Source organism: Streptococcus hepaticus (genome assembly GCF_043656315.1).
Lineage (GTDB): Bacteria > Bacillota > Bacilli > Lactobacillales > Streptococcaceae > Streptococcus > Streptococcus hepaticus.
In genome coordinates this window covers 1-24,150 of sequence record NZ_JBINIY010000019.1, presented here as the reverse complement: position 1 = coordinate 24,150, position 24,150 = coordinate 1, and the positions used below count along the sequence as shown (strand labels likewise).

Here is a 24,150-nt window from a genome sequence, read left to right as displayed (position 1 = left end):
AATGGAAGTTAGAAGCCTCGGCAGCCACCAGCATAGCTGGTGGTTTTCTCATTTTTCTCTCCGAGAAAAACTGGCTGGAAGCCATAATAAAAGAACTTGGGACCAAAGTCTCAAGTTCTTTAACTGTTACAAAGATAATAACTGAATCCATGGAAGTCAGAGTGAAACCTTCTGAACTTAGAAATTCAGATATGAGGGAAAATCGACTTTCTTCGAAATTGCCGATTTTTACCGCATTCTCTTCTAAAGAATATTTTCAAATTCTTCGCGAACCTCTTCTGGCCAAACACTTGATTGGACTTCGCCGATGTGTTTTTTACGAAGTAGGAACATAGCCAGACGAGATTGACCGATACCGCCACCGATTGTCAACGGGAATAGACCACGCAAGAGAGTCTTATGCCAGTCATATTCCAACCGATCTTCATCCCCTGTAATGGCGCATTGGCGTTTCAAAGCATCTTCATCGACACGAATGCCCATTGAAGACAACTCAAAGGCTGAGCCAAGTTGCTCATTCCAAACTAAAATATCTCCATTGAGACCCTTGTAGCCATTTTCTGATGGGCTAGTCCAGTCATCATAGTCAGGTGCACGACCGTCATGTGGTTTGCCATCAGCCAATTCACCACCGATACCGATAAGGAATACTGCTCCGTATTCTTTGGCAATCTCATTTTCACGCTCTTTGGATGTCAAATCTGGGTAACGTTCTACCAACTCTTCTGAATGCACAAAAGTGATTTGTTTTGGCAAAATCGAATCGATATCGTAACGAGCTTCCACAGCCAACTCAGTCAAGCGAATGGCCTTATAAATCTGCTCAACCGTTTCCTTCAAGTAAGCCAAGTTGCGACGACCGTCAGGAATCACCTTTTCCCAGTCCCATTGGTCTACATAGACTGAGTGAGTTGGGTCCAATGAATCCTCATCAGGACGCAAGGCTTTCATGTGAACGAAGAGCCCCTCACCTTCATTAAAACCAAAACGCGCTAGAGTGTGACGTTTCCATTTAGCAAGTGAGTGCACGACTTCATAGGTTGCATCTGGAATCAGTTTGACATTCACCTTAACAGCATTTTCCACACCGGACAAATTATCTTGCATCCCGTCGCCAACACGGCTTAAAATAGGACCTTGCACTTCTACCACTTCCAACTTGTCCTTCAGATATTGGGTAAAGGTGTTTTTTACGAAGGAAATCTCTTCCTGCTGATGAATGAAACTTTTTTTCATATGAAAACCTCTCAAAATTCTTAGTACTATTTTACTACTTTTCAACAAAAAGAAAAGCCTTTTCCCAGACTTTTCTAAAATTTTCAGATAATTACCTACTTTTATTTGTTTTTCTCATTTTCCAAGGTAATTTTTACTGCCTCTGCTAATTCTTTGGTCATGCGGCGCGGTCCTCGAACAGCCTTTACACCCAACTCTTTCATACGATCGATAGGAAATTCATCATCTGTAAACGTATGAAGCAACTCCACCTGCATAAGCAGCTTGTTGCTTTCTTCAGGATAGCGATGATTTTCTAATTGACTTCCTAGCACACGACAGACATACCGTAAGGCACGAACAGGCGCCGTAATATACATCGCAACTAAATCTCCCGTCTGAATAGTGGCTTTTTGTGTCCAATAGACAATCTTATTTTCCGCAAATTCACTGTCAATATCAAACACTTTTGGATTGGCAGGAATGACCCAATAGTCTGGGCCAGAACTAGGATAATATCCCTTAGGAGCTGTCAGACTACGACTGGTCGCAAGCAGGTCAAACAATACTTGGTCTGTCAAGCCATCATCCAAGACCACGGACACCCAGGATTTTTTAGACATATGGTAGGAGGGATAGACAGAAGGCAAGGAAAGAACTTGTTCCATGTGCTCAGCTGGAACTTTAAGATTGATAACTTCGACTTCCTTCTCTGCTATTTCTTTTGGGAAATCTCCAAACTTCTCCATTTTCAAAGGAAATAGAAGCGCATACCACTTGCCCGCTACTCGATAAGAAAAATACTGCGGATGCTTTTCAAAGGGCCTATCCAACGCATCTTCCCATTCCTTGGCAATAAAATCCACCAAACGGCTTCCCTGCGGAGAAATCGCCAATTTTTCTGTGAAGCAAGTTTGAGCGATTTTCTCTAAGGTTTTCAAATAAGTTTGACGAACCTGCCCTACAAAGGCTCCTCGGACCTGGCTAGCACGAAAGGCTGTGTACTCTTCATCTAAGTCCAAATCCCAAACCTGACCAGTCAACCGACCTTGGTGATCAATCCTAATCCGAGCCTGAAAGGTTTCTAAGAAATTTTCCGTGTAGAAATAACTTTTCCCACTTTTTTCAAACCCAAAATCCTCTAAAGTAGACAGACCAACTTGCTTTCCCTTAAACATCTCTTTTTCTATCGTCATCTTCTCTCCTCTACAGAAAAAGCGACTTTCGTCGCCCTTTTAATATGCTTGTGTCATGGCAAGCAGCTGAATGGATTGCCCACTTTCCGTTGTCACCATATAGTAGTCACCTATTTTCAAGTCAGCAGAACTGAACAAAACATAGGTAGTATCTACATGACTGGTTTGACTTCCTAATTTATTGCCGAGAGAATCACTAATCTCTAGCTTCTCTCCTTTTTTACAAGAAAATTCACCTGCCAAAAAGGCCTGATTCGCTTGATTAAATGCTTCTGCTCCTGCGCTAGACCCAAGTCCCCAAATAGTACCAGCGACGAGTTGGCTCTGACCTTCAACATCTAGGCTACCATCTGTTTGCGAGGCCGTTTCCAAAAGCAAGCGACCACCAGTAATGGATAAGGGACCGTTGGAATCCAGGGCATCTCCCCCTGCTACAATCATGACTTCTCCACCATTGACAAGAACATGGACATCTGAAGCAGCACCCTCTTCGTAAAAAGGATCCTTAGAAACAATACCATCATCTGCCGCGACCAAATTAGAACTACCACCGTTGATGGTCACATGCTTCCCAACGTAGGCCTCGTAACTGCTCTTAACAGAAATCGTTCCTTGGTTGATAATCAGTTGATCTCCTGCTACCAAACCTGCATTCCCTTGGCTCGTATTACTTTCTATGGTAATGTCTCCACCGTTAATCGTCAAATTAGCCTGTTCAGGATCCGTTTCATGAAGGGTAGCTAGACCAGAACCTTGTGAGTGAATCGCCAATTTCCCAGACTCCACCACCAAATCTTCTGTTGCAAAAACACCATACTTGGAAATACCTGTCATAGTCAGACTACCTTCACCAGTAATGGTTACATTTGTGGCTGTGATCCCCGTCTCAACATTAGACAAGCTATTTTTAGAATTTTTTTCCAGTCGGACAATATTAGTCCCTCGCGATTGCATGGAAATAGAAGCCATATCTACTCCATCTAGAACTAAGGTAACATCATCTGTCACTTGCTCTGCAACCTGAATAGAGACTTCTTTTCCAATCCCCGAAATATAGAATTCTCCTCCAGCTGTAATCTCAATATCCTTACCATGTATCACTACCTCATCACTATTAGAGGCCGCCTTATCATGTTCAAGTATAATCTTTTTCTGATTATCATCTACATCCGAAGTCACTTCTGACAAGAGCGTCATCCCATAACTTCCTATATAAGAAACACCTGCCATAGCCACTCCCGTCGCCAAAAAAACGGTTGCCGCTAACCAGTAGAGCCTTTTATCCATCATATATCCACCTTGGTTTACTTATATATTATTATAGCACAGAATTTCAGATGAGAGAGCAACTAAGATTAGAAGTGGGAGAAAATGTGGGGGACCATTCGAAACAACATAGCTCTAAAACTAGTTTATAAGTTCACAATGTAATTTGACAGTTTTGGGACCATTCGAAACAACATAGCTCTAAAACCATTTTCATACAAAACATCAAAAACAAAAGGTTTTGGGACCATTCGAAACAACATAGCTCTAAAACCTTTCACCGGTCATAACCAGTATTTCTTTTGTTTTGGGACCATTCGAAACAACATAGCTCTAAAACACGTGAGTTCGGTAAATGGGGTCATGAGGGGTTTTGGGACCATTCGAAACAACATAGCTCTAAAACGAACTACACAACTAGCGAACCAGTTCATTTGTTTTGGGACCATTCGAAACAACATAGCTCTAAAACTGTAAATCAAGGATTTTTATCGTTGTTTTAGTTTTGGGACCATTCGAAACAACATAGCTCTAAAACGAGCCAAGCGTTGCTTTAATATTATTTAGAGTTTTGGGACCATTCGAAACAACATAGCTCTAAAACGCCCATTTTTAAATTTTTATAGAAAGGTCAAGTTTTGGGACCATTCGAAACAACATAGCTCTAAAACATAGTGCCGGTCGTATCGGTCGTTACTGTGTTTTGGGACCATTCGAAACAACATAGCTCTAAAACCTCGTGGACCATTTTTCATCACGAAATTTCGTAATCGCGCCATTCATCTCAGCCAGATTTCAGCTTCGAACGATTCCATTTTTTATCATTCTATCTTATATATTGTACCGCAAAAACGCGAATATATCAACGTTTCTACCAAGTTACTCCACCTATTCCCCATTTGTTAATAGAAAATAATCTGTATCCAAAATGAATTGAGGAAAATCATATAGTTTTCTTGGTTCTAAAAAAAGAACAGTTTGATTTGACAAACGAATATATTCAAATAATTTTTCTAGCTCATGATGAGTCAGATAGGCACCGCAATTGACAAATACAAGCAATTTCTTTTTACTCAGATACTTATAAATCTGTAAAATTTCAAAACATTTTTCAAAAATAGTATCACTCTGCGTTTCAATCTTCACACCAAGTGCTTTAATGAGCTCTAAAATAGTAATCTCATCATATTCTAAATCCAATTCATTTTCTAAACACTCAAAAGCGATCAATTCCGTAATGGTTGCTGCTAACTTTTCCACCATGGATTTTACTTCTGGTTTTAGGTTAAGTTGTTCCTCTAAATCTGCATGAATCAGCTTGAGCATGCTTGGAGAATTGACATCAAAATCAAATATATCAGTGATAACAATTAACTCCGCATCTTTTATAGGCTTTAGCCGTTCATCAAATAACTTTAATTCTCCACCATCTTCATATTGATAGAACGATTTAACTAATGACGAAAAAACTCTTACATCTTCAATCGCTAAAATCGTATCATTTTCAAGCGGTAATGCCTCGTCTAAAATTGGAAAATTAATCTTCAACATCGTAGGGATCTCCTAAAAAAATTAGTCGTTTATCCGAGTTCGCAAGACTGGTATTATAGTCGCCATGAAGATAAATCATCCGAGCAAATTGCTTTTCTGTCACCGTCAACAATGTAATACTACCTTTCTTCGGATTATTTTCCTGCAAGCGGTCAATCATTGCATTATTTGCTGAATTATTTAGCAGAAGCTTACTGTAAACCGAAAATTGATGCATGATAAAGCCTTCGCTCAGTAAAAATTTCCGAAATTTGCGATAAGCCTTACGCTCGTCAGCAGTATCCGTTGGCATATCAAACATTAAAATCATACGCATATATCGATAACTCATATCCTAAATCAGGAACCCCTTTCCCTTCATTATTTAGCGCTTTCACTACCTTTTTAGTGTAGTCGCTAACGATATTTGTCAAATACATTTCTTTATTATTGTACAAGTATGTTTCCGAAAAAATCGTAAATAATTCTCTCTTCATCTGAATAAAACTACTATTTCTATTTAAATAAATAATCCTATCAATAATTGGACGAAAAGGCTCCATAATGTCACTAGCAAAATTAAATTGATTGAACTGATTAGCGTGCTTAAGTCCAAATTGTGTCATACAACCACATACAACTAGTTCACGCGCAAACATACTTAACAACAAGGTATAACCATAATCTAGTCCAGCATTGATATTGTTATCTTGCTCTCGTGAAAAGTCATTGCCAAATAAAGTATTGAAATAAATTCTAGCAGCATGCCCCTCTCGATTGCTCGGATCAAAAGTTTCTAATCCGTGATACAAATCCATGATAGCTTGAGATTTCTCAAAAAAGCCGCGCTCGCCAAGGTACATACTTTGATTCAAAATCTTTTGAGAAATGATACTAGTCCACACCTCAGCTTTCAGTTCCTCATTCCAAGCAATCTGACGAGATAATTGCAAACTTGAGTCATGACGTCCATAAAAAGGCGTTAACATTGCTACCGGCAAACGCTTATCATCACAGAAAATGACCAAAATATTTTCATCTACCAATCGTTTGATTAACATGGTTGTTATTACAATGTCTGTTGTCTCCAATAAAAGGATGTCTATCTCAGACAGATGAATCATTTCTGTCTGAGAAGCATCCTTAAAAATTAAATGGTTATTTTGATAAGACAACTTCGAGTGTTGATTTACAACTACTGTTCGCCATCCCATAACTCTTCTCCTAATTTACTTAAATCAATACGAGTTTCGTATAAGCCGGTAATGGATTGGTGGATGAGAGTAGCTTCTGTACATTCCACTGTTGAACGATATCTTATACGATCAATATTTTTTCCCATAAACTTAAATGCTTCTGGTGCACCTAACTTAGTAAGGGATAGTAAATTCACCATTGACTCATAAAAATTCTCATTTATTGTAGCCTCTGTAAATAAATTCTTCAACTTTTCTGCAACTTTACCGATTTTAATATATTTTTCAGACGTAACAAGGATAACCTCTAAAATCTCTTTAAAACCATCGATATGTTCTTCAACAAACTGCTTATGTTCAGGTTCGTCGGTTTTATGAATACGATGTGCATGATAAAGTAAATTCACTAAATGCTGCGGTAATACAAACTCATTCCCTTTTTGAAGTTCAATAGCACTCGCTAACAAACGACGTCGCCCATTTTCAAATTCAAAAAGACTATACTTAGGTAATGTTATGAGACAGTCTTTACGAACATTTTGATAACCTTTAGCCTCTAAGAAAGCTACTGGATTAGCTTCATATCTTGCTCTTTCCATAATTGTAATACCAACCAGTTCTTTAACTGTTTTAAGTTTCTTGGCTTTCCCTTTTTCAACATCAGCCATTACAAAAACTGAATAAGCTACAGTTGGGCTATCAAAACCACCGTACTTTTTAGTATTCCATACCATCTTACGAGTCTTACGAGGTATCAGTTTATCTGACTCACCTTTTGCTAAGATTGATTCTTTTGAAAATCCACCTGTCTGAACTTCAGTCTTTTTAACAATATTCACTTGAGGGTACGACAAGACTTTCCTAACTATAGCTATATGTTTTTCCTTATTCCAAGCAATTTCTCCTGTATCTTGATTGTATTCAATCGGCTCTCTTTCAATAACACGTCCATCAGATAGTTTAATAGAGCTTTTGAACATATTCATGATATTTGAATAGAAGAACATCTTTTGTGTAGCTGTTTTCCGTTCTTGGTAACCATTATATTTTGGATATTCCCCATAAACAAACTCTGGCTCAAGTTTTGGATACTTAGTCAATAATGCCTTAGCAACTACCGCATTCAAATAAGCATCATGAGCATGGTGGTAATCATTGATTTCACGAACTTTGTAAAGTTCAAACTCTTTTCTAAATTGTGACACCAAATTGGATTTAAGTGTTAAAACTTTTACTTTACGAATTCGCTGACCACTCTTATCAACTTCTGGGTTAAACCGACTATCCAATATCTGCGCAACATGTTTTGTAATTTGACGTGTTTCAACCAATTGACGCTTGATAAACCCTGCCTTATCATCCTCACTCAAACCACCACGCTCTACTTTTGTTAAGTTATCAAATTTACGTTGTGATATTAACTTAGCTTTTAGAAGTTGTTGCCAAAATGGTCTCATCTTCTTAACAACATCTAAATCTGGCACATTATCAGACTTCCCACGATTTGCAGCTGAGCTTGTCAAAACACGATTGTCAATCGAATTATCCTTAATAAAAGCCTGAGGGATAATATGATCAATATCATAACTACTTAAATTATCGATATCTAAAGCATCACCTGTATACATATCACGACCATTTTGGAGGTAATAAAGAAACAGCCTGTCATTTTGCAAAGCCTGATTATCAGTTGGATGTTTTTTCAAAATCTCACTACCAAATTCATTAATAGCTTTCTGTAAGTTTATCAAACGTTGTTGAGAACGGCTACGGCCTCCATAAGTTGTTTGATTTTCACGCGCCATTTCAATCACAATATTTTCTGGCTCATGTCCCATGACCTTAACCAATTCATCAACGATTTTAATACTTTGGAGAATGCCTTTTTTGATTGCTGGGCTACCGGCTAAATCATGAACAACTTGTTTGATATTATCAACATCACCAATAATTTGAGCTTTAGCAATCTCATCCTTGAAACTTAAACTGTCATCGTTGATTAACTGCATAAAGTTACGATTAGCTTTACCATCATCGATTAAGTAATCTAAAATAGTTTTACCATTTTCTTTATTCTTAATGCCATCAATCAATTTATAAGACAAACGCCCCCAGCCAGTGTAATGTCTTCTTTCCAATTTAGTAAGTTGATCTTTTGTAAAAATTTCCTGATAACGTGATAGACGCTGACGAATCATCTGACGATCTTCAAATAAGGTCAAAGTTAGAATAATATCCTCAATAATGCCACTATTAGAAGCATCATCTAAAAATGACTTATCCAAAATTTTAGCTAAATCATGATAGGTTCCTAAACTTGCATTAAAGGCTTTATTTTCCTTATCTAAACCATTAAAATCAATGACACGATATTCATCAAATTCCTTGTCAAAGAAATCAATGAGGTCTTTTTTCGTTACTTTTCGATTTTTCTTAAATACATTATCGAAAATTTCTTGTTTTAGATTAGCATCAAGATAATTTGTTTTACCCTGTTCGTTGACATATTTAACCTTTGTTAATTCATTATAGATAGCAAATGTTTCGTAGAGCAAACTATGCTTAGGCAATACTTTTTCATTCGGTAAATATAAATCGCGCCCTATCATTCGTTCAATAAAGTCTTGAGCTGATTGCTCTTTGTCAACAACTTCATCAAAATTCCAAGGTGTAATTTTATCATCAGATTTATAACTTGCCCAAGCAAATCGACTATTTTTTCGTGCCAATGGCCCTACATAGTATGGAATCCTAAATGTCAAAATAGCTTCAATTTTAGTACGGTTTTCTTTTAAAAATGGATAGTATTCTTCTTGTCGGCGCAAGATAGCATGCATTTCTTGCAAGTGAATTTGATGCGGAATTGCTCCGTTATCAAAGGTTCTTTGTTTCCTCAAAAAGTCTTCACGCTCAATTTTATCCAAAAAATACTGACTGCCGTCTAATTTGGCCAAAATTCCTTTTAAGTATTTATAAAATTCTTCTTGTTTAACACCTTTTTCAATATAGCCTGCGTAGCCATTTGTGCTATTATTACTAAAAATGTCTTTGTAAACTTTTGGATTCTTCTCCTTGATAAACTGCTTTAACTTCCCTAAATCTTCTTCATGTTCCTCATAGCGCTTCACCATTGAAGCAGAAAGAGGAGCTTTTGTAACAATATCTCCAACAGTTAAGATACTTGAAAGTAAAATGGCATCATAAAGATTTTTAGCTGCCAGAAATAAATCAGCGTAGTCATCCCCAATTTTTCCAAGCAATTCTTCAAGGTCTTCGTCGTAAGTATCCTTAGAAAATTGAAGTTTAGCATCCTCCTCTAATTCAAAATTACTCTTAAAGTTTGGTTGAAGCCCCAAAGAAAGAGCTAGTAAATTTCCGAAAAAGCCATTCTTTTTCTCGCTTGGATACACATTGATCACCTTCTCCAAACGACGAGTTTTACTAATTTTTTCAGTTAAAATATCAACAACATTAACTTGTACTTCAGCTAACTGACTATTTTCAACAGTTCTATCATACACTTCAACAAGACTCTCAAATATTCTTTGAACATCTGTATTTTCAGCATCCAACTGCCCCTCAATCAAGAAATGCCCCCTAAACTTAATCATATGAGCTAAAGCAAGATAAACTAGTCGCAAATCAGCTTTTTCTGGAGAATCAGCTAGTTTTTGTCGTAAATGATAGATTGTTGGAAAGTCATTGTGATAAGCTATCTCTTCCTCAATATTTCCAAAAATAGGGTGCCTGTCATTTTCTTTGTCCTCAGCAATCAGGAAACTTTCTTCCAATCTGCGGAAAAAATTCTCATCTACTTTTGCCATTTCTGAAGAAAATATTTCTTGAAGGTAAAGAATACGATTACGACGACGGGTATAACGACGGCGTGCAGTCCGTTTCAAGCGAGTACCTTCAGCTGTCTCACCACTATCAAATAATAGAGCGCCTAATAAATTTTTCTTAATCGATTTCTTATCTGTATTCCCTAAAACTTTCATTTTTTTGGATGGTACTTTATAATCGTCAGTTACTACGCTCCATCCGACGCTATTAGTTCCGATATCAAGACCGATTGAGTATGATTTATTCATAAATTTTCTCCTTTGAAATATTCTAAAATTGTTTTTTATGGGATGAGAATAGCCTATTTCCTACTTTCTCAAAAAGAAACTGTTAAAAAGTCTTGCTAACTACCTCCAGATGCGCTATAATGGACTTGTTGGAACCATTCGAAACAACATAGCAAGTTAAAATAAGGCATTGTCCGTATTCAACTTTGTAAAAAGTGAGCACCGATTCGGTGCTTTTTTATTGTTTCAAAGAATTCGCTTACATTTTTATTATAAACTATTTTCGCAGTATCTCAACATTTAATTTGTATATAAATACCATCAGAAGTCCCCCATGCCACAAAAAATCACCAACGTCGTCGCTGCTGCTATCTTAAAAGATGGCAAATACTTCTGTGCCCAACGTCCTGAAGGCAAATCCCTTTCTGGTTATTGGGAATTTCCTGGTGGAAAGCTGGAAGCAGGAGAATCACCTGAGGAAGCGCTTATTCGTGAACTCAAGGTAAGGTGAAATCAAAATCTGCCCCTTAACCCCACGCGCTGCCAAATCAGCCAACTGTGCCTTAATCATAGAAATCCCAGACTGCGTCACAAAAGCCACTGAAAAATGAAAAGCTGTGCTCTTAAGTAACTCCTCCTGCAAATCCGTCAAAACAAACCGCTTCTCATCCGCATTGTTAATCAAAATCTTCGGCGCATAAGTCACGCACCCGATCAATAAAACCATACTGCATCGACTCCAACAACAGATCACTAAAGGCAATTTGGGTTCTATGATTTACTTAATTATCATAATAGAATCGCTCTATTTTTGAAATTCTATCCTCATTTTCATTTAAAATTTCTTTATCAAATCTGATTTCTTTTTGATCAATTTTTATGACGAACGGTTTCATCCACTCTATATCTTCAAATCCGGAGCCATACGTTAATAACCAAATCTCCTTTTTACTATTTGTTCCATACTTAATAAAATTAACCATTTGGCTTGCTATTTCATCATTTGTTGCACTTCATTTTACAACGCGGGAAAAAAATCGAAACCAGGATTACCAGTGATTTGTTCCTTGAGTAACTCTCCAAGTGGAATATCCAGATAATTTATTTCATTTACCAATGCTGACCTAAAGAGCTCAGAAACTACAGTTTCTCCTATTTCAGTAGTAATTACATCCTGTTTATGTTGTTATAATTTTTTCTTCAGATAATCAACAGTTGCGAAACTCCTGATGCTAAATGCCTCCCTTAAATATCTCTCATCAAAATTATTTATCCAAGATAAGTTTTGTAATTGCTCAATAATATCTCTGATGGTGATAGACAAATCTTCAGGTGCAATTCTCAGAAATATTACATTTGAGTCCCCTTCAGAAACTAATCTTTTATTTTCGATAATTTTAACCATTTTTCCACCTTAATTTTATTAGTGATATTATACCAAAAAAACGCTAGCAACTGCTAACGTTTTCAGAATATTATATATTATTACTTAACCAACTTCTCCATCTCACCAATACGCTCAACAGTAGCATCATATTTTGCTTGATAGTCGGCTTGTTTTTCTTTTTCTTTTTCAACGACTTCTGGTTTGGCGTTGGCGATGAAGCGTTCGTTGCTGAGTTTTTTGCCGACCATGTCTAGTTCTTTTTGCCATTTGGCTAGTTCTTTGTCTAGTCGAGCCAACTCTTCTTCGATGTTGAGGAGGTCGGCTAGCGGCAAGAAGATTTCGGCACCGGTGATAACGGCTGACATGGCTAGTTCTGGTGCAGCAATGCTTGAGCTGATTTCCAACTGTTCTGGATTTGTAAAGCGGCGGATGTAGTTTTCGTTTGCCTTGAAGAAGGCTTCAAGCTCGCTATCTGCCGTCTTAATCAAAATGGTAATCGGCTTAGATGGGGCAACATTGACCTCTGCTCTGCTATTTCGCACCGAACGAATCAAGTCCTTAAGGCTTTCCACTCCCTTGTGGGCTTCCGCATTTTCAAAGGCTGGGTTGACAACAGGGTAAGCTGCCACCACGATAGAGCCCTCTGCGTACTGAGCGAAGATCTCTTCCGTCACGAACGGCATGATTGGGTGGAGGAGGCGAAGGATTTGGTCCAGCGTGTAGAGAAGGACAGAGCGGGTCATGACTTTCTCGGCTTCGTTGTCGCTGTAAAGAACTTCCTTGGTCAGCTCCACATACCAGTTGGCGAACTCTTCCCAGATGAAGTTGTAGAGAATGTGACCAGCCACACCAAACTCGAACTTGTCAAAGTTTTCAGTGACTTTGGCAATGGTTTCGTTGAGGTTGTGGAGAATCCACTTATCCGTCACGTTTCCAGCTTTGCCACTTGCAACTTTCGCCACATTTGTGGTCGCATCTGCCAGCGTCAAGCCTTCATTATTCATAAGGATATAGCGGGAAATGTTCCAGATTTTGTTAATGAAGTTCCATGAAGCGTCCATTTTTTCATAAGAGAAACGGACATCCTGTCCTGGAGCAGAGCCGTTAGACAAGAACCAGCGAAGACTATCTGTACCGTATTTCTCAATGACTTCCATTGGGTCAATCCCATTTCCAAGAGATTTGGACATCTTACGCCCTTCTTCGTCACGGATAAGTCCGTGGATAAGAGCATTCTTAAATGGGCTCTTGCCTGTAAATTCAATTCCTTGGAAAATCATACGAGACACCCAGAATGGAATAATATCGTAGCCCGTTACCAAGGTTGAAGTTGGGTAATATCTCTTGAAATCTTCTGCTTCTGTATCAGGCCAACCCATTGTTGAGAAAGGCCAAAGAGCAGAGCTGAACCAAGTGTCAAGGACATCTTCATCTTGTTTCCAGCCATCACCTGTCGGCGCTTCTTCACCAACATATATCTCGCCTGCTTCATTATACCAGGCAGGAATTTGGTGACCCCACCAGAGTTGACGAGAGATGACCCAGTCATGCACATTTTCCATCCATTGAAGATAGGCATCGTTGAAACGTGGTGGGTAGAAGTCAACCTTATCATCAGTTGCTTGGTTAGCAATGGCATTCTTGGCCAATTGGTCCATCTTCACAAACCACTGAGTTGACAAGCGAGGCTCAACCACCACACCTGTACGCTCTGAGTGACCAACGGAGTGCACCCGTTTTTCGATTTCAACGAGGGCACCGATTTCTTCCAATTTGGCTACGACTGCTTTACGAGCTTCAAAACGGTCCATACCAGCAAATTCGCCAGCTAGTTCGTTCATGGTACCGTCAGCATTCATGACGTTGACTTGTGGCAAATCATGACGTTGGCCGACCTCAAAGTCGTTAGGGTCATGGGCAGGTGTGATTTTAACCACCCCTGTTCCGAATTCTGGATCCGCATGCTCGTCGGCAACGATTGGGATGAGCTTATTCACGATTGGCAGAACCACGTTTTGACCAATCAAGTCTTTGTAACGAGGATCTTCTGGGTTTACGGCAACGGCAACGTCTCCGAACATGGTTTCTGGTCGCGTTGTTGCCACTTGAAGGGCGCGCGAGCCATCTTCCAACATATAATTCATGTGGTAGAAGGCACCCTCAACGTCCTTGTGGATAACCTCAATGTCTGAAAGGGCTGTACGAGCGGCTGGGTCCCAGTTGATGATAAACTCACCGCGGTAGATCCAGCCTTTTTTGTAGAGGTCCACAAAGACCTTTCGGACGGCTTTTGAAAGGCCTTCATCAAGGGTGAAACGCTCGCGTGAGTAGTCCACAGAAAGCCCCATCTTGCCCCACTGCTCCTTGATAGTGGTCGCATACTCGTCTTTCCACTCCCAAACTTTATCTAGGAATTTCTCACGACCGAGGTCGTAGCGGGTAATACCTTGCTCACGAAGGCGCTCCTCCACCTTAGCCTGCGTCGCGATACCCGCGTGGTCCATACCAGGCAACCAAAGGGTATCAAAGCCCTGCATGCGTTTTTGTCGGATGATGATATCTTGAAGGGTTGTATCCCAAGCGTGTCCTAAGTGCAACTTACCTGTGACGTTTGGCGGCGGAATGACGATTGAATAAGGCTTGGCTTCCGCATCGCCTGACGGCTTAAAGACATCCTGGTCCAACCAAGTTTGGTAACGACCAGCCTCAACCTCGGCTGGATTGTATTTTGGTGATAATTCTTTTGACATTAGTTTTTCTCCTTTAGTATTTTTTAAGAAAATTGGTTTATACTATCCTCAAGCTAGAAATAGCCCAATTCTTTTTCATATAATCTCCTAGAAATAGTCAGTCCTTTGGGCTGGCTATTTCGTTTGTTCTTGCTCAAGCTCCTCCATTTTTGGGATAATTAGTTTAGCAACTTCATTAGCAGTAAGGTGAGTATTATTAATTTTGAGATAATGGTCAAGTTGCTTCGGCGCAAACTCTGGATTAAAGTTTGCAAACTTCATAGTATCTAGAATATCTTTTTCAGACCACTCAATATTTCTTTTCCAAGGTTTATGTTGCAGACGATTTTCAGTTACATTTCTTCTTAAACGTTCTTGCAGGTCTGTTTCCAATTCAATAAACAGAACAGCTTGATTCCTACTATGATAAATCGCTTGAATCTGCTCTAAAAAGGATATATCTGCTGGATCATTAAAGTCAATAACAACTGTAAAAATCAAACCCAAATCAGTTTTCGCAGAGGTTTCAAAAAACTTCATACGAATATCATTAATAAGTTCTCTCGCTTCGTCAGACATTGGAAAAAATTTTGTTACGAAATCGATTGATTCATGATTGTGAAATAAAACCAAATCAGTTAATCTTTCAACCTCCTGCCCAATGGTCATCTTGCCAGAAGCTTGTGCTCCAATAATAATTAGATTCATATGACCTCCTACTTTAAGCGTGCACTCCTATCCAGGCCCCTTTTCTTCTTAATAAAGGCACCCAATTTTTCAGATGTCCCCTTTTCTAGATAAGGTGAAGCGCTCTTTCTTCTATCGTTTCTCCCATTCCTTCTGCAACAAACCAAAGATGAGTTTGTCATGATAAGTATTTTCAACTTGCTTTCGCTGACGAAGTCTTGCCTCTAGTTGAAAACCTAATTTCTCCGCCACACGCTGACTTTGAGGATTGTGATCATAGACCGCAATTTCAATTTTGTGAAGTTCTAACTCTGTAAAACCGAAGTCCACTAATGCAGAAACAGCCTCTGGCATCAGTCCTTGTCCCCACAAATCTGGATGCAAGACATAGCCAATTTCAAGAATATCTGGTTTGATTTCTTTGGCAAAACTAACTGTCCCCACCAGCCTGTCCTGACCCTTCAGGCAAATAGCATAAATCCGTTTTCGAACTGCCTCATCCGTTTTATTCAAATCCATCTGGATAAACTGTTGGCACTCTTCAACGGACTGATTCACTGGAAAACCAGCTAGACGCGCCACTTCTGGACGATGTCCATAGTCATACATGGCTTCCGCATCCGTTATGCGAACGGGTCTCAAATACAAGCGTTCTGTTATCCGTTCTTTGAATTCTTTCATTGAGACCTCCTCCATTATGAAAAAAAAAACGCCCCTGCCAATACTGACAGGGACGAAATTCGTTTACGATTTCCGCGGTACCACCCTTGTTCAGATAGACTATAACTATCTGCACTTTACTTATTCGATTCACATCATCAGCAACCAGTTTTGACATTTGTGCGGATTTCTCAGTACCACCGCTTCCTGTGACAAATGGGGTTCAAAACACCTCTGAATGGCTTTATTGTAACAGAATTAACTTGAAAAATCAAGAATTCCTCTGTTGACAGGCTTACTCTAACCTTTTGTAGCTAGCAGTTTCTTGAGAACCTTGATTTCCTCTTCCAATTTTGCTGTAGGATATGCTTTAAATAAATAGAAAAGTGGCATGAGCATCAGTAGAATAAGCACTGCCGAAACTATTCTATCTGGGCTAGGTTCTACTTTTCTGTCATCAAATAAATATATAGGAAGCAAAACAATCACAGCCCCAAAGATAAAAATACCTAGCGTTGCCCAAAATGCTCGACGATAAGCCTTTGCTTTGATATTCTCCTCTTCTTGTTGAAAGAGGGCAAGCTCCCTGTTATTCAATTGGGAAAGCAAGTGTTTTTTCTCATTGTTCAGCCCTGCTTTATAAATGTTCATATTTTATATCTCCCCCGACTTCGATGGAACAATAGGATTTAAGCCTTCAAGGCAATCCCTTTTTCTTTCAACTGTTTAATGGTCGCTGGACCGATTCCTTTAAGAGCCAAGAGTTCTTTTTCTGTGTGCTGGGCAAAATCAACCACAGATTGAATCCCAGATTCATAAAATGTTTCCAAACGTGCCGCCGCAATGCCTTCCAGCTCAGAAAGTGCCAAAAAGTCCTCCAATGAATTAGGCGAAGAAGTCACTTCAGCTACCTTTTCTTTTACTTGCTCAACAGCATGTTCTACAAGAGTTTCAGCCTGGTGTGCGACTGTCTCAACAGCTCCGCGAGCAGTTTCAAGTCCAACACGCCCTGCACGTCTCAAGTCTGCCAACTGTTTTTTTAATTGTTTTTTCCGATTTACTTTCTTTTTAGCCATTTATCCTTTTTTCCTCTCCTAATAATGACGCTTCCCAAACAAATCATCTGGCAAATCATGAAACCCTTTGCCTGCATGATAGTTGGCAAATTTTCCCTGAATAAAACGATAGGCGTCCAACTTACTCTCATAACGAATGTAGCCATCTGCTGCCCGCTCATCCTTGTCTTCTTTCAAGACACGGCGACTCTCAGCCATTGCCAACTCATTAATCATGACCTGAGTGTTGACCCAAGCCTCAAATTCCTTCAAAAATTCTGCTTCGTAGCTCATATCTCCCTTTCCCTATCACACCTGTGCCTCTATCTCAACCTAGTTTAACACCTTTAATATCATAAGTTTGAGACGATGTGATTTTTTTCTTTTAACATTATAGCACATTTCTGCTATAAATGGGGCTTTCGTAATAAGAAAGAGAGTGGGACAAAAATCATGATTTCGAGGAAATTGATTTTGTCGTCCCACCTCCGCACAGTTGAGTAGATTGGTCGAAATTGCTTGCGTAGCAAGGGATGAGAACATTTAGTCAACCCCTGCCCTGCGCCAAACTGTTAATTCTAAAAATAGCATAAAACCTAGAACTTCTGCTCTAGGTTCTCTCCCCTATTTCCATTCAAAACGGTAACGCGTTTCGCTAAGAAATTCTTGGTCCTTTTCCAAAAGAATTGAGCCAAATCCCACCATGTTGCAAGCATCTGGTAAACCTTGACACTCTAAGCTAAAGACACCATGCTTGCGACACATATCCGTTGGCCCATGATTGTAAGTATAGATAATCACCGCTGGCTGGTTGGTTTTTAGCGTCAAGCGCACGCGCTCGTCAGGGCTCAGAACTTCCACCTGCTCAGCACTTCCCTCATGCAGCAACCAAGGATGATCATAACCACCCGCCGCGTCTGTTTGAGGACACTGCCCAGCTAAACCTTGGGCTAGATAGGATCCCTGACGAAAATCAAAAGGTGTTCCTACTACATTCGCAATCTCACCAGTTGGTAGATTGTCTGCCAAAGGAACATAGGATTCCGCATCAATGGTAAATCGGTGTTGGGACACATCCTGACTGAAATCACCTGATAAATTGAAATAAACATGGCAGGTTGGATTGAAAATCGTGTCCTTGTCCGACTGTGCTAGATAACGGACAAACACCTCATTTTCTTCTGTTAATTGAAAAATAGCCTGCACTTGCACATTGCCCGGAAAACCATTTTTCCCATCAGAAAGAAGATAGCTGAAGACAACTTGATTTTCTTCCTCATCGACCTGTGTTTGCCAGTAATCCATATTTGCCGTATCAGTACCACTATGGAGAGTCCGTCCTGGCTCATTTTCTGTAAAATGATAAACCTGTCCTTTGATAAAAGTCTCGGCACCTGAGATTCGTCCAGCAATAGGAACCACGCTTGACCCTACGTAGAAATCTTTGTCCAGATAGGCTTGGTCTGAATCCGCCGACAGGCTAACAGACCGCATTCCTTCACCTGCAATCGGCAAGGAAATATCCACAATTCGCGCCCCAAAGTTAGAAACTGTCAAGACCATGCCCTGCTCGTTGGTCAAGCGATACAATTTAGCTTTTTCACTACCAAAATTTGCTACTGTAATCATCCATTTTCCTCCGAATAAAAAAGCCCGACCTCAGCCGAGCTTAACGTCTAGATTAGTCTAGCACATTTTTTTACAAAATGAAAGGGTTTTCTAAAAATCTATTCATCCTCATCTTGGTCAGCAGCCCCCGCTAAGAAAGCATTAACATGATGAATATTTTCAGCACCAAATGCAGCATAGTCTACCGCTTCACCTAGAAGAACACCATTGATAAAGCCAATGACCATAGGCATATTCATCCCCGCTTACCTTTACTAGGATATATTAACATAATCAACTGGTTATGCTCAGTTGTTTTGTAAAATTTTTTTGAATTTTTAGTACAATATCACAAGAGTTTTCTTAAAAATTTTATAGAAAGGAGGTAGGATAAATGAAGGTCCCAAAATATCAACTCATTCAAAATGATTTACGCCAGCAAATCATCTCAGGAAAATTTGAATCCGGAGATAAATTCTATACGGAAGCTGAATTGACAAAACTCTACAATGTTAGCTCTATTACCGTTATTCGCGCCGTTAATGAACTTGTTAAAGACGGTTATCTCTATCGCCAACAAGGAAAAGGTACATTTATCTCACGGTCACGTAAGGGGAAATTAGTTGAATTCTCGGATATAGAAGTATTCCCTGACGACAAATATGCTGCCCAAGTTCTTTCATGCGAAAAAGGAAATGAACCTGCCATCCTTGAAAAACTAGCTCTTGATAAACAAGATAGTTACTATAAGGTAACTCGTCTTCGCCGAACTGGTGATCAAATCTGTGCAACAAGACTCAGCTACATTCCGGAACGTTATTTATTAACACCAGATGCACCGCTAGAGCATTTCCAATCTATTTCTCAACGGTTCAAATTAGATTTCAATATCTATCTATCAGACGAGCCCTATACAGAAACCACTGAGATTCTCTTTCCAGCTCCAGATACGATTGCAGGTATTTTACAATTAAAAGAGACGCAGCCACTTGTTTTACAAGAAAAACTAACTTACGTTGAAGGAAGTGACGAAATTTTAGCCTACACTGAAACTTACAAGATTTGGAACTTCTTCAAGTTTGAAATAAAAGCCAATAAATAGAAAAAAGACAAACTAGAACCTAGCCTGTCTTTGAATTTGTAGCTACCTCAGGGTAGCTTTTTATTCTGTTCTCGTATGGTACACTTTGTAACGGAATTGGTCAGCACGCGCAATACTGAAAGTATACTCGATAATCCGATTTTTATCATTATAAGTTTTCCGCAAGAGATGCAGCACTGGGCTACCATTGTCAATCGCTAACCACTTCGCCTCCGTCTCTAAGGCAATACTGGCATAAAACTCTTCTTCCGCCAAACGAACCGTTTGACCGTATTCATCCGCAAAAACCTCATAAAGTGGCTTATGCTCCAAGAGTTCCTGGCTCATCCCCTCAAACATGACTACAGGCACATACGAGCGTTCTAACATCATGGGTTGATTATCTGCAATCCTCAACCGCTCCAACTCATAAACAGGAGCTCCTACATCCAGCTGTAACTGCTTGGCTAATTGTTCAGAAGCTGCAATCTGTACGAAAGATAAAATTTTTGTTTTAGGAATCTTTCCTATTTTTTTCATCTGTTCTGTGAAACTATAAGCAGATGACAGATCTAAAGCTGACTCCTGTACTTCCGCAACAAAAGTCCCCTTCCCATGCATCTTATAAATCAAGCCCCGTCTCTCCAGCTCTTGAATAGCCAGCCGCACCGTAATCCGACTAACACCATAAATCTGGGTCAATTCTCGCTCTGAATATAATTTATCATTCGGAGCCATTTCTGACTGAATTTTCCCCTCTAACTCCTCAACAAGTTGCAAATAGAGAGGGGTTTCACTAGCACTATCAAACATTTCTATACCTCCTCTGGTCATATCCACATTGTAATACATTTACAATAGAATAGCAATTAGAAAAAGGAAGAACTCCCGTAAATTTTCTGAAAACAGAAAAAACGAGAGACTTCCTTTATTTTTTCATCAATTTCACAACCGCCTCGGTCCTAGCTGTGTAAGGGAACATGTCCACTGATTGAATATACTCCACTCGGTAGACCTGAGCCAATTGCACCAAATCTCGTGCCAACGTTGACGTATTACAAGACACATAAACCATTTTAGCTGGTTGATACTGCAAAATAGTAGCCAATAATTTGTCATCAAGGCCTGTCCGTGGCGGATCAACAATCAAAGCATCTGCACGATAACCTTCTTTGTACCACCGAGGAATAATTTCCTCTGCCAAACCTGCTTCATAGTAGGTATTATCAAATCCCATAGCAGCCGCATTTCTCTTAGCATCTGCAATCGCTTCGGGAATAATATCCATCCCCCGTACGCTGGCCACCTTGTCCGCAAAGGCAAATCCAATGGTTCCTACACCACAATAGGCATCAATCAAGTGGTCTGTTGCCTGAACATCCAAGGCCTCAACAGCCTGACTATAAAGCACTTCTGTCTGTTGAGGATTGAGTTGGTAAAAAGCACGAGGCGACAACGAAAAACGATAATCCAGAACTTCTTCAGAAATAGCCTCTTGTCCCCATAGAATCTCCGTCTCTTCCCCGTAAATCTCACTAGACTTGCTACGATTGTAGTTGACTGCCACCGTCTTCACCTGAGGAAAATCCTGCACCAAATTACGAATAATCGGCGTCAATCTCACCTCACGACTGGTTACAAAAATCAATTGAACTTGTTCCGTAGCCTCGGCCTTCCGCACCATCACTGTTCGCACACCAGCAATTTTGCGCTCATTGTAAATCGGAACTTTATGCTTATCCAAGAGTTGTACAATCCGATTAATCAACTGCTGCGTTAAGACATCTTGTACCAAACAGTCTTGGATATCCACCAGATGATGACTATCTGTCGCAAACAAGCCTGCTTTAACCGAGCCAGCAAAAGAGCGTGTCTGAAATTGTAGCTTAGCCCGATAATGCTGGGGATTTTCCATGCCTATCGTATGACGAATGTCATAATTTTCATAACCCTGGGGCTTAAATTTCTTCAAAGCCTGACGGATCACATCATCCTTGTACTCCAACTGCTGATCGTAGCGCAGGTGCATGAGCTGACAACCACCACACTCCTCATAAATGGCACAGGCTGGTTGGACACGAAACTTAGACTTTTTATTGACTGCAAGGAGGCGTGCCTCTACAAAATTCCGCTTGACCGCCGTAATCTGACAAAAAACTTCCTCCCCCTTTAGGGCACCAGGCACAAAGACCAGCGTTTTCTTATAAAAACCAATACCTTCACCATTGATTCCCATCCGCTTAATTTTCAGCGGAATCCGTTGTTTTACTGCTAAATTCATAACCCTATTTTACCATTTTTGCTATAATGTTAGATATGAAAATCACTAAAATCGAAAAGAAAAAACGACTTTACTTATTAGAATTAGAGTCATCTGACAAATGTTATATCACAGAAGACACCATCGTCCGCTTCATGCTTAGCAAAGACAAGGACATCAGCCCAGAAGAACTCAAAGAAATCCAGGAGTTTGCCCAATTTTCCTACGGTAAAAATCTAGCCCTCTACCATATCTCCTTAAAACAACGCACTCGCAAGGAGGTCCAAGATTATCTAGTTAAACACGAAATTAACATAAACTATATACCACAAATTTTAGACAATCTCGAAGTCAATAAATGGATCGATGACAAAGAATACGCCAGAAAAATGATCCAATCGAACCAATATACAGGCGACAAAGGGCCATTCGTCCTCGCACAAAAATTAGCTCAGAAAGGTATTGGTAAAAAAGAAATCGCAATTGCCCTTGCAGAGGCTGATTTTCCCGAAATTGCTCAACGGGTTGCTGAAAAAATCCACCGCAAATACAAAGAAAAATTACCAAGTCAAGCCCTCAAAACCAAAATTCTCCAGCAAATAACCGCTAAAGGATTCTCCAGCACTGACACCAAAATTGCCCTATCAAATCTAGATATTGAAAAAGACCAAGAGACAGAAACCAATCTCATCTACAAAGAATTGGACAAGCAATTTCCCAAGTATGCCAGAAAATATGAAGGTTACGAACTCACACAACGCCTAACCCAAGCCCTCGCCCGCAAAGGATTTTCCTTTGACGACATAAAATCTGCCCTTCGAGACTATCTCTAATTACCCATTTACAGAAAATTATGGTATAATATCTCAGATAAATTGTAATTAAGAAAGTTGGTATCTGCGTGAAATTACCAAAAGAAGGCGACTTTATTACAATTCAAAGTTATAAACATAATGGTGAACTGCACCGCACCTGGCGCGACACCATGGTACTAAAAACAACGGAAAATGCTATTATCGGTGTCAACAATCATACACTTGTCACTGAAAATGACGGCAGACGTTGGGTCACCCGTGAACCTGCCATTGTCTATTTCCATAAAAAATACTGGTTTAACATCATTGCAATGATTCGCGAAAATGGCGTTTCTTACTACTGTAACCTAGCCAGTCCCTATTTATTAGATAATGAGGCCCTAAAATACATCGATTACGATTTGGATGTCAAGGTCTTTGCAGACGGCGAAAAAAGATTATTAGACGTTGATGAGTATGAGCGTCACAGAAAATTGATGAACTACTCAACTGATCTTGATTTCATTCTCAAAGAGCATGTCAAAATCCTCGTAGATTGGATTAATCAAGAAAAAGGACCTTTCTCGAATGCCTACGTGAATATTTGGTACAAACGCTATTTAGAACTGCGAAATCGTTAAAGTTGCACACAAGAAAAACCTGTTTGTCAGGCTTTTTTCTTACATAAAGGAGGCCACAATGGCTTTTACAAACACTCAAGGACGCTATGCTAGTTTCGGTATTGTCACTTCACTACCAGGAACAGTTATTGACAGTTTTTGGTATATTATTGACAACTATTTAAAAGATGTTGTCCCTTTGAAAAAGATTATCCGTTTTACTCTCAAAAATAACAAAGGAAAAATTCAAGTAACCTTTTCACAAGAATCATATCATAATGCTATTACTATCGATTTAGATATTCCTTACGATCCATTTTATCCTCGCACCGTACTAGTCATCGATAAAAACGGTAAAGAAACAGTTGCTTTACCAGATGAACTATCTATCATCTAATGATCTATCTAAAAATACTCTCTAAAATGTCTTAGCATCAATTTAGAGAGTATTTTTAATTATCCGCAAATTTATGGCTTTATAATTTCTGTAGTGGGTAAATCCATCGCAAAGATTATAAGGCATTTTATTTGAAAAAAATAGAGAGCATTTATCGTATATAACTTTTCATTCACCCACTATAGTTGATAAAGAGCTCAAATTAAGAAAGAAAAAGAGAGAGGCTAACCTCTCTCAAACCATAGTCCGTACGGGATTCGAACCCGTGTTACCGCCGTGAAAAGGCGGTGTCTTAACCCCTTGACCAACGGACCATATAAACTCCGCCAACAGGGCTCGAACCTGTGACATCATGATTAACAGTCATGCGCTCTACCAACTGAGCTATGGCGGATAAAA

The 24,150-nt window shown here is 39.5% G+C and carries 23 protein-coding genes, 2 tRNA genes, 2 pseudogenes and 1 CRISPR repeat array; of the genes and pseudogenes, 5 read left to right on the top strand and 22 right to left on the bottom strand.

Features of this window, described 5'->3' with window-relative positions:
- Window positions 1–243: 243 nt before the first annotated feature.
- The 7 genes from asnA to cas9 all read right to left on the bottom strand — a co-directional run bounded on the left by asnA (window position 244) and on the right by cas9 (window position 10,494).
- Window positions 244–1,236 carry an aspartate--ammonia ligase gene (gene asnA, locus ACHUFA_RS10040; protein ID WP_222350196.1) on the bottom strand — a complete coding sequence of 331 codons (993 nt, stop codon included), beginning with the start codon at window positions 1,234–1,236 and terminating at the stop codon, window positions 244–246.
- 101 nt (window positions 1,237–1,337) lie between these two features.
- On the bottom strand, window positions 1,338–2,411 hold the full coding sequence (locus ACHUFA_RS10035) for an MmcQ/YjbR family DNA-binding protein (protein WP_222350198.1): 1,074 nt from the start codon (window positions 2,409–2,411) through the stop codon (window positions 1,338–1,340).
- Window positions 2,412–2,450: 39 nt separating this feature from the next.
- Complete coding sequence (locus ACHUFA_RS10030; RefSeq protein WP_222350200.1) at window positions 2,451–3,701, bottom strand: carbohydrate-binding domain-containing protein; 1,251 nt, start codon at window positions 3,699–3,701, stop codon at window positions 2,451–2,453.
- 82 nt (window positions 3,702–3,783) lie between these two features.
- Window positions 3,784–4,413: a CRISPR direct-repeat array (repeat unit 36 nt; unit sequence GTTTTGGGACCATTCGAAACAACATAGCTCTAAAAC).
- Window positions 4,414–4,565: 152 nt separating this feature from the next.
- On the bottom strand, window positions 4,566–5,228 hold the full coding sequence (csn2, locus tag ACHUFA_RS10025) for a type II-A CRISPR-associated protein Csn2 (protein ID WP_318530415.1): 663 nt from the start codon (window positions 5,226–5,228) through the stop codon (window positions 4,566–4,568).
- Entirely contained in the window at window positions 5,215–5,559 is a 345-nt protein-coding gene (gene cas2, locus ACHUFA_RS10020) for a CRISPR-associated endonuclease Cas2 (RefSeq protein ID WP_394405866.1), read from the bottom strand. Before cas2 ends, csn2 begins: the two co-directional genes overlap by 14 nt.
- Window positions 5,522–6,421, bottom strand: a complete 900-nt coding sequence (gene cas1 / locus ACHUFA_RS10015) for a type II CRISPR-associated endonuclease Cas1 (protein WP_394405864.1) — start codon at window positions 6,419–6,421, stop codon at window positions 5,522–5,524. The genes cas2 and cas1 overlap by 38 nt, the downstream gene beginning before the upstream one ends.
- A complete protein-coding gene (gene cas9, locus ACHUFA_RS10010; RefSeq protein ID WP_394405862.1) occupies window positions 6,403–10,494 on the bottom strand; it encodes a type II CRISPR RNA-guided endonuclease Cas9 in 4,092 nt (1,363 codons plus the stop codon). Before cas9 ends, cas1 begins: the two co-directional genes overlap by 19 nt.
- A 313-nt stretch (window positions 10,495–10,807) precedes the next feature.
- On the opposite strand from cas9, the pseudogene ACHUFA_RS10005 reads away from it, so the two are divergent.
- Window positions 10,808–10,972: pseudogene (locus ACHUFA_RS10005) on the top strand (NUDIX domain-containing protein); the annotation flags it as partial.
- Here ACHUFA_RS10005 and ACHUFA_RS10000 read toward each other — a convergent pair.
- The 11 genes and pseudogenes from ACHUFA_RS10000 to ACHUFA_RS09950 all read right to left on the bottom strand — a co-directional run.
- Window positions 10,943–11,200 carry a phospholipase D-like domain-containing protein gene (locus ACHUFA_RS10000; RefSeq protein ID WP_394405860.1) on the bottom strand — a complete coding sequence of 86 codons (258 nt, stop codon included), beginning with the start codon at window positions 11,198–11,200 and terminating at the stop codon, window positions 10,943–10,945. The pseudogene ACHUFA_RS10005 and the gene ACHUFA_RS10000 sit on opposite strands and share 30 nt — an antisense overlap.
- Window positions 11,201–11,255: 55 nt before the next feature.
- Window positions 11,256–11,456, bottom strand: coding sequence for a hypothetical protein (locus ACHUFA_RS09995; RefSeq protein WP_394405858.1), 201 nt, complete (start codon window positions 11,454–11,456; stop codon window positions 11,256–11,258).
- A 203-nt stretch (window positions 11,457–11,659) separates the two neighbouring features.
- The gene (locus ACHUFA_RS09990) at window positions 11,660–11,878 is read right to left on the bottom strand and encodes a hypothetical protein (RefSeq protein WP_222349936.1); all 219 of its coding nucleotides are present in this window, start codon (window positions 11,876–11,878) and stop codon (window positions 11,660–11,662) included.
- An 80-nt stretch (window positions 11,879–11,958) separates the two neighbouring features.
- Window positions 11,959–14,610, bottom strand: a complete 2,652-nt coding sequence (locus tag ACHUFA_RS09985; protein ID WP_394405856.1) for a valine--tRNA ligase — start codon at window positions 14,608–14,610, stop codon at window positions 11,959–11,961.
- A 114-nt stretch (window positions 14,611–14,724) separates the two neighbouring features.
- Window positions 14,725–15,297, bottom strand: a complete 573-nt coding sequence (locus ACHUFA_RS09980; RefSeq protein WP_394405854.1) for a shikimate kinase — start codon at window positions 15,295–15,297, stop codon at window positions 14,725–14,727.
- Between the two features lie 111 nt (window positions 15,298–15,408).
- Window positions 15,409–15,957: a GNAT family N-acetyltransferase gene (locus tag ACHUFA_RS09975; protein WP_222349948.1), complete on the bottom strand. Its 549-nt coding sequence runs from the start codon at window positions 15,955–15,957 to the stop codon at window positions 15,409–15,411.
- A 279-nt stretch (window positions 15,958–16,236) separates the two neighbouring features.
- Window positions 16,237–16,587 carry a hypothetical protein gene (locus tag ACHUFA_RS09970; protein WP_394405852.1) on the bottom strand — a complete coding sequence of 117 codons (351 nt, stop codon included), beginning with the start codon at window positions 16,585–16,587 and terminating at the stop codon, window positions 16,237–16,239.
- A gap of 38 nt (window positions 16,588–16,625) precedes the next feature.
- Window positions 16,626–17,012: a helix-hairpin-helix domain-containing protein gene (locus ACHUFA_RS09965; protein ID WP_394405850.1), complete on the bottom strand. Its 387-nt coding sequence runs from the start codon at window positions 17,010–17,012 to the stop codon at window positions 16,626–16,628.
- 18 nt (window positions 17,013–17,030) lie between these two features.
- On the bottom strand, window positions 17,031–17,285 hold the full coding sequence (locus ACHUFA_RS09960; protein WP_222349956.1) for a DUF1912 family protein: 255 nt from the start codon (window positions 17,283–17,285) through the stop codon (window positions 17,031–17,033).
- Window positions 17,286–17,615: 330 nt separating this feature from the next.
- Window positions 17,616–18,620: an aldose epimerase family protein gene (locus tag ACHUFA_RS09955; RefSeq protein WP_222349959.1), complete on the bottom strand. Its 1,005-nt coding sequence runs from the start codon at window positions 18,618–18,620 to the stop codon at window positions 17,616–17,618.
- A gap of 98 nt (window positions 18,621–18,718) precedes the next feature.
- Window positions 18,719–18,865: pseudogene (locus ACHUFA_RS09950) on the bottom strand (PTS sugar transporter subunit IIA); the annotation flags it as partial.
- 128 nt (window positions 18,866–18,993) lie between these two features.
- Between ACHUFA_RS09950 and ACHUFA_RS09945 the strand changes: the two are divergent.
- Window positions 18,994–19,701, top strand: a complete 708-nt coding sequence (locus ACHUFA_RS09945) for a GntR family transcriptional regulator (RefSeq protein WP_394405848.1) — start codon at window positions 18,994–18,996, stop codon at window positions 19,699–19,701.
- A 60-nt stretch (window positions 19,702–19,761) separates the two neighbouring features.
- On the opposite strand, the gene ACHUFA_RS09940 is transcribed toward ACHUFA_RS09945, so the two are convergent.
- Entirely contained in the window at window positions 19,762–20,493 is a 732-nt protein-coding gene (locus tag ACHUFA_RS09940) for a GntR family transcriptional regulator (protein WP_394405846.1), read from the bottom strand.
- Between the two features lie 115 nt (window positions 20,494–20,608).
- Complete coding sequence (gene rlmD, locus ACHUFA_RS09935; RefSeq protein ID WP_394405844.1) at window positions 20,609–21,961, bottom strand: 23S rRNA (uracil(1939)-C(5))-methyltransferase RlmD; 1,353 nt, start codon at window positions 21,959–21,961, stop codon at window positions 20,609–20,611.
- A 35-nt stretch (window positions 21,962–21,996) separates the two neighbouring features.
- Between rlmD and recX the strand changes: the two genes are divergently transcribed.
- From recX to ACHUFA_RS09920, 3 genes are all read left to right on the top strand, one after another.
- The gene (gene recX / locus ACHUFA_RS09930) at window positions 21,997–22,773 is read left to right on the top strand and encodes a recombination regulator RecX (RefSeq protein WP_222349968.1); all 777 of its coding nucleotides are present in this window, start codon (window positions 21,997–21,999) and stop codon (window positions 22,771–22,773) included.
- 68 nt (window positions 22,774–22,841) lie between these two features.
- The gene (gene ntdP / locus ACHUFA_RS09925) at window positions 22,842–23,375 is read left to right on the top strand and encodes a nucleoside tri-diphosphate phosphatase (protein ID WP_222349969.1); all 534 of its coding nucleotides are present in this window, start codon (window positions 22,842–22,844) and stop codon (window positions 23,373–23,375) included.
- Window positions 23,376–23,433: 58 nt separating this feature from the next.
- Complete coding sequence (locus tag ACHUFA_RS09920; protein ID WP_394405841.1) at window positions 23,434–23,751, top strand: DUF960 domain-containing protein; 318 nt, start codon at window positions 23,434–23,436, stop codon at window positions 23,749–23,751.
- Window positions 23,752–23,993: 242 nt separating this feature from the next.
- On the opposite strand, the gene ACHUFA_RS09915 is transcribed toward ACHUFA_RS09920, so the two are convergent.
- Together ACHUFA_RS09915 and ACHUFA_RS09910 are read right to left on the bottom strand one after the other, a co-directional pair.
- Window positions 23,994–24,065, bottom strand: a tRNA-Glu gene (locus ACHUFA_RS09915).
- A 7-nt stretch (window positions 24,066–24,072) separates the two neighbouring features.
- Window positions 24,073–24,145, bottom strand: a tRNA-Asn gene (locus ACHUFA_RS09910).
- Window positions 24,146–24,150: the final 5 nt, after the last annotated feature.

What these genes read in the sequence shown, in the direction of transcription:
- asnA (WP_222350196.1), bottom strand. Translation starts at nt 1,236, where the DNA reads ATGAAAAAAAGTTTCATTCATCAGCAGGAAGAGATTTCCTTCGTAAAA.
- ACHUFA_RS10035 (WP_222350198.1), bottom strand. Translation starts at nt 2,411, where the DNA reads ATGACGATAGAAAAAGAGATGTTTAAGGGAAAGCAAGTTGGTCTGTCT.
- ACHUFA_RS10030 (WP_222350200.1), bottom strand. Translation starts at nt 3,701, where the DNA reads ATGATGGATAAAAGGCTCTACTGGTTAGCGGCAACCGTTTTTTTGGCG.
- csn2 (WP_318530415.1), bottom strand. Translation starts at nt 5,228, where the DNA reads ATGTTGAAGATTAATTTTCCAATTTTAGACGAGGCATTACCGCTTGAA.
- cas2 (WP_394405866.1), bottom strand. Translation starts at nt 5,559, where the DNA reads ATGAGTTATCGATATATGCGTATGATTTTAATGTTTGATATGCCAACG.
- cas1 (WP_394405864.1), bottom strand. Translation starts at nt 6,421, where the DNA reads ATGGGATGGCGAACAGTAGTTGTAAATCAACACTCGAAGTTGTCTTAT.
- cas9 (WP_394405862.1), bottom strand. Translation starts at nt 10,494, where the DNA reads ATGAATAAATCATACTCAATCGGTCTTGATATCGGAACTAATAGCGTC.
- ACHUFA_RS10000 (WP_394405860.1), bottom strand. Translation starts at nt 11,200, where the DNA reads ATGGTTTTATTGATCGGGTGCGTGACTTATGCGCCGAAGATTTTGATT.
- ACHUFA_RS09995 (WP_394405858.1), bottom strand. Translation starts at nt 11,456, where the DNA reads ATGGTTAATTTTATTAAGTATGGAACAAATAGTAAAAAGGAGATTTGG.
- ACHUFA_RS09990 (WP_222349936.1), bottom strand. Translation starts at nt 11,878, where the DNA reads ATGGTTAAAATTATCGAAAATAAAAGATTAGTTTCTGAAGGGGACTCA.
- ACHUFA_RS09985 (WP_394405856.1), bottom strand. Translation starts at nt 14,610, where the DNA reads ATGTCAAAAGAATTATCACCAAAATACAATCCAGCCGAGGTTGAGGCT.
- ACHUFA_RS09980 (WP_394405854.1), bottom strand. Translation starts at nt 15,297, where the DNA reads ATGAATCTAATTATTATTGGAGCACAAGCTTCTGGCAAGATGACCATT.
- ACHUFA_RS09975 (WP_222349948.1), bottom strand. Translation starts at nt 15,957, where the DNA reads ATGAAAGAATTCAAAGAACGGATAACAGAACGCTTGTATTTGAGACCC.
- ACHUFA_RS09970 (WP_394405852.1), bottom strand. Translation starts at nt 16,587, where the DNA reads ATGAACATTTATAAAGCAGGGCTGAACAATGAGAAAAAACACTTGCTT.
- ACHUFA_RS09965 (WP_394405850.1), bottom strand. Translation starts at nt 17,012, where the DNA reads ATGGCTAAAAAGAAAGTAAATCGGAAAAAACAATTAAAAAAACAGTTG.
- ACHUFA_RS09960 (WP_222349956.1), bottom strand. Translation starts at nt 17,285, where the DNA reads ATGAGCTACGAAGCAGAATTTTTGAAGGAATTTGAGGCTTGGGTCAAC.
- ACHUFA_RS09955 (WP_222349959.1), bottom strand. Translation starts at nt 18,620, where the DNA reads ATGATTACAGTAGCAAATTTTGGTAGTGAAAAAGCTAAATTGTATCGC.
- ACHUFA_RS09945 (WP_394405848.1), top strand. Translation starts at nt 18,994, where the DNA reads ATGAAGGTCCCAAAATATCAACTCATTCAAAATGATTTACGCCAGCAA.
- ACHUFA_RS09940 (WP_394405846.1), bottom strand. Translation starts at nt 20,493, where the DNA reads ATGTTTGATAGTGCTAGTGAAACCCCTCTCTATTTGCAACTTGTTGAG.
- rlmD (WP_394405844.1), bottom strand. Translation starts at nt 21,961, where the DNA reads ATGAATTTAGCAGTAAAACAACGGATTCCGCTGAAAATTAAGCGGATG.
- recX (WP_222349968.1), top strand. Translation starts at nt 21,997, where the DNA reads ATGAAAATCACTAAAATCGAAAAGAAAAAACGACTTTACTTATTAGAA.
- ACHUFA_RS09920 (WP_394405841.1), top strand. Translation starts at nt 23,434, where the DNA reads ATGGCTTTTACAAACACTCAAGGACGCTATGCTAGTTTCGGTATTGTC.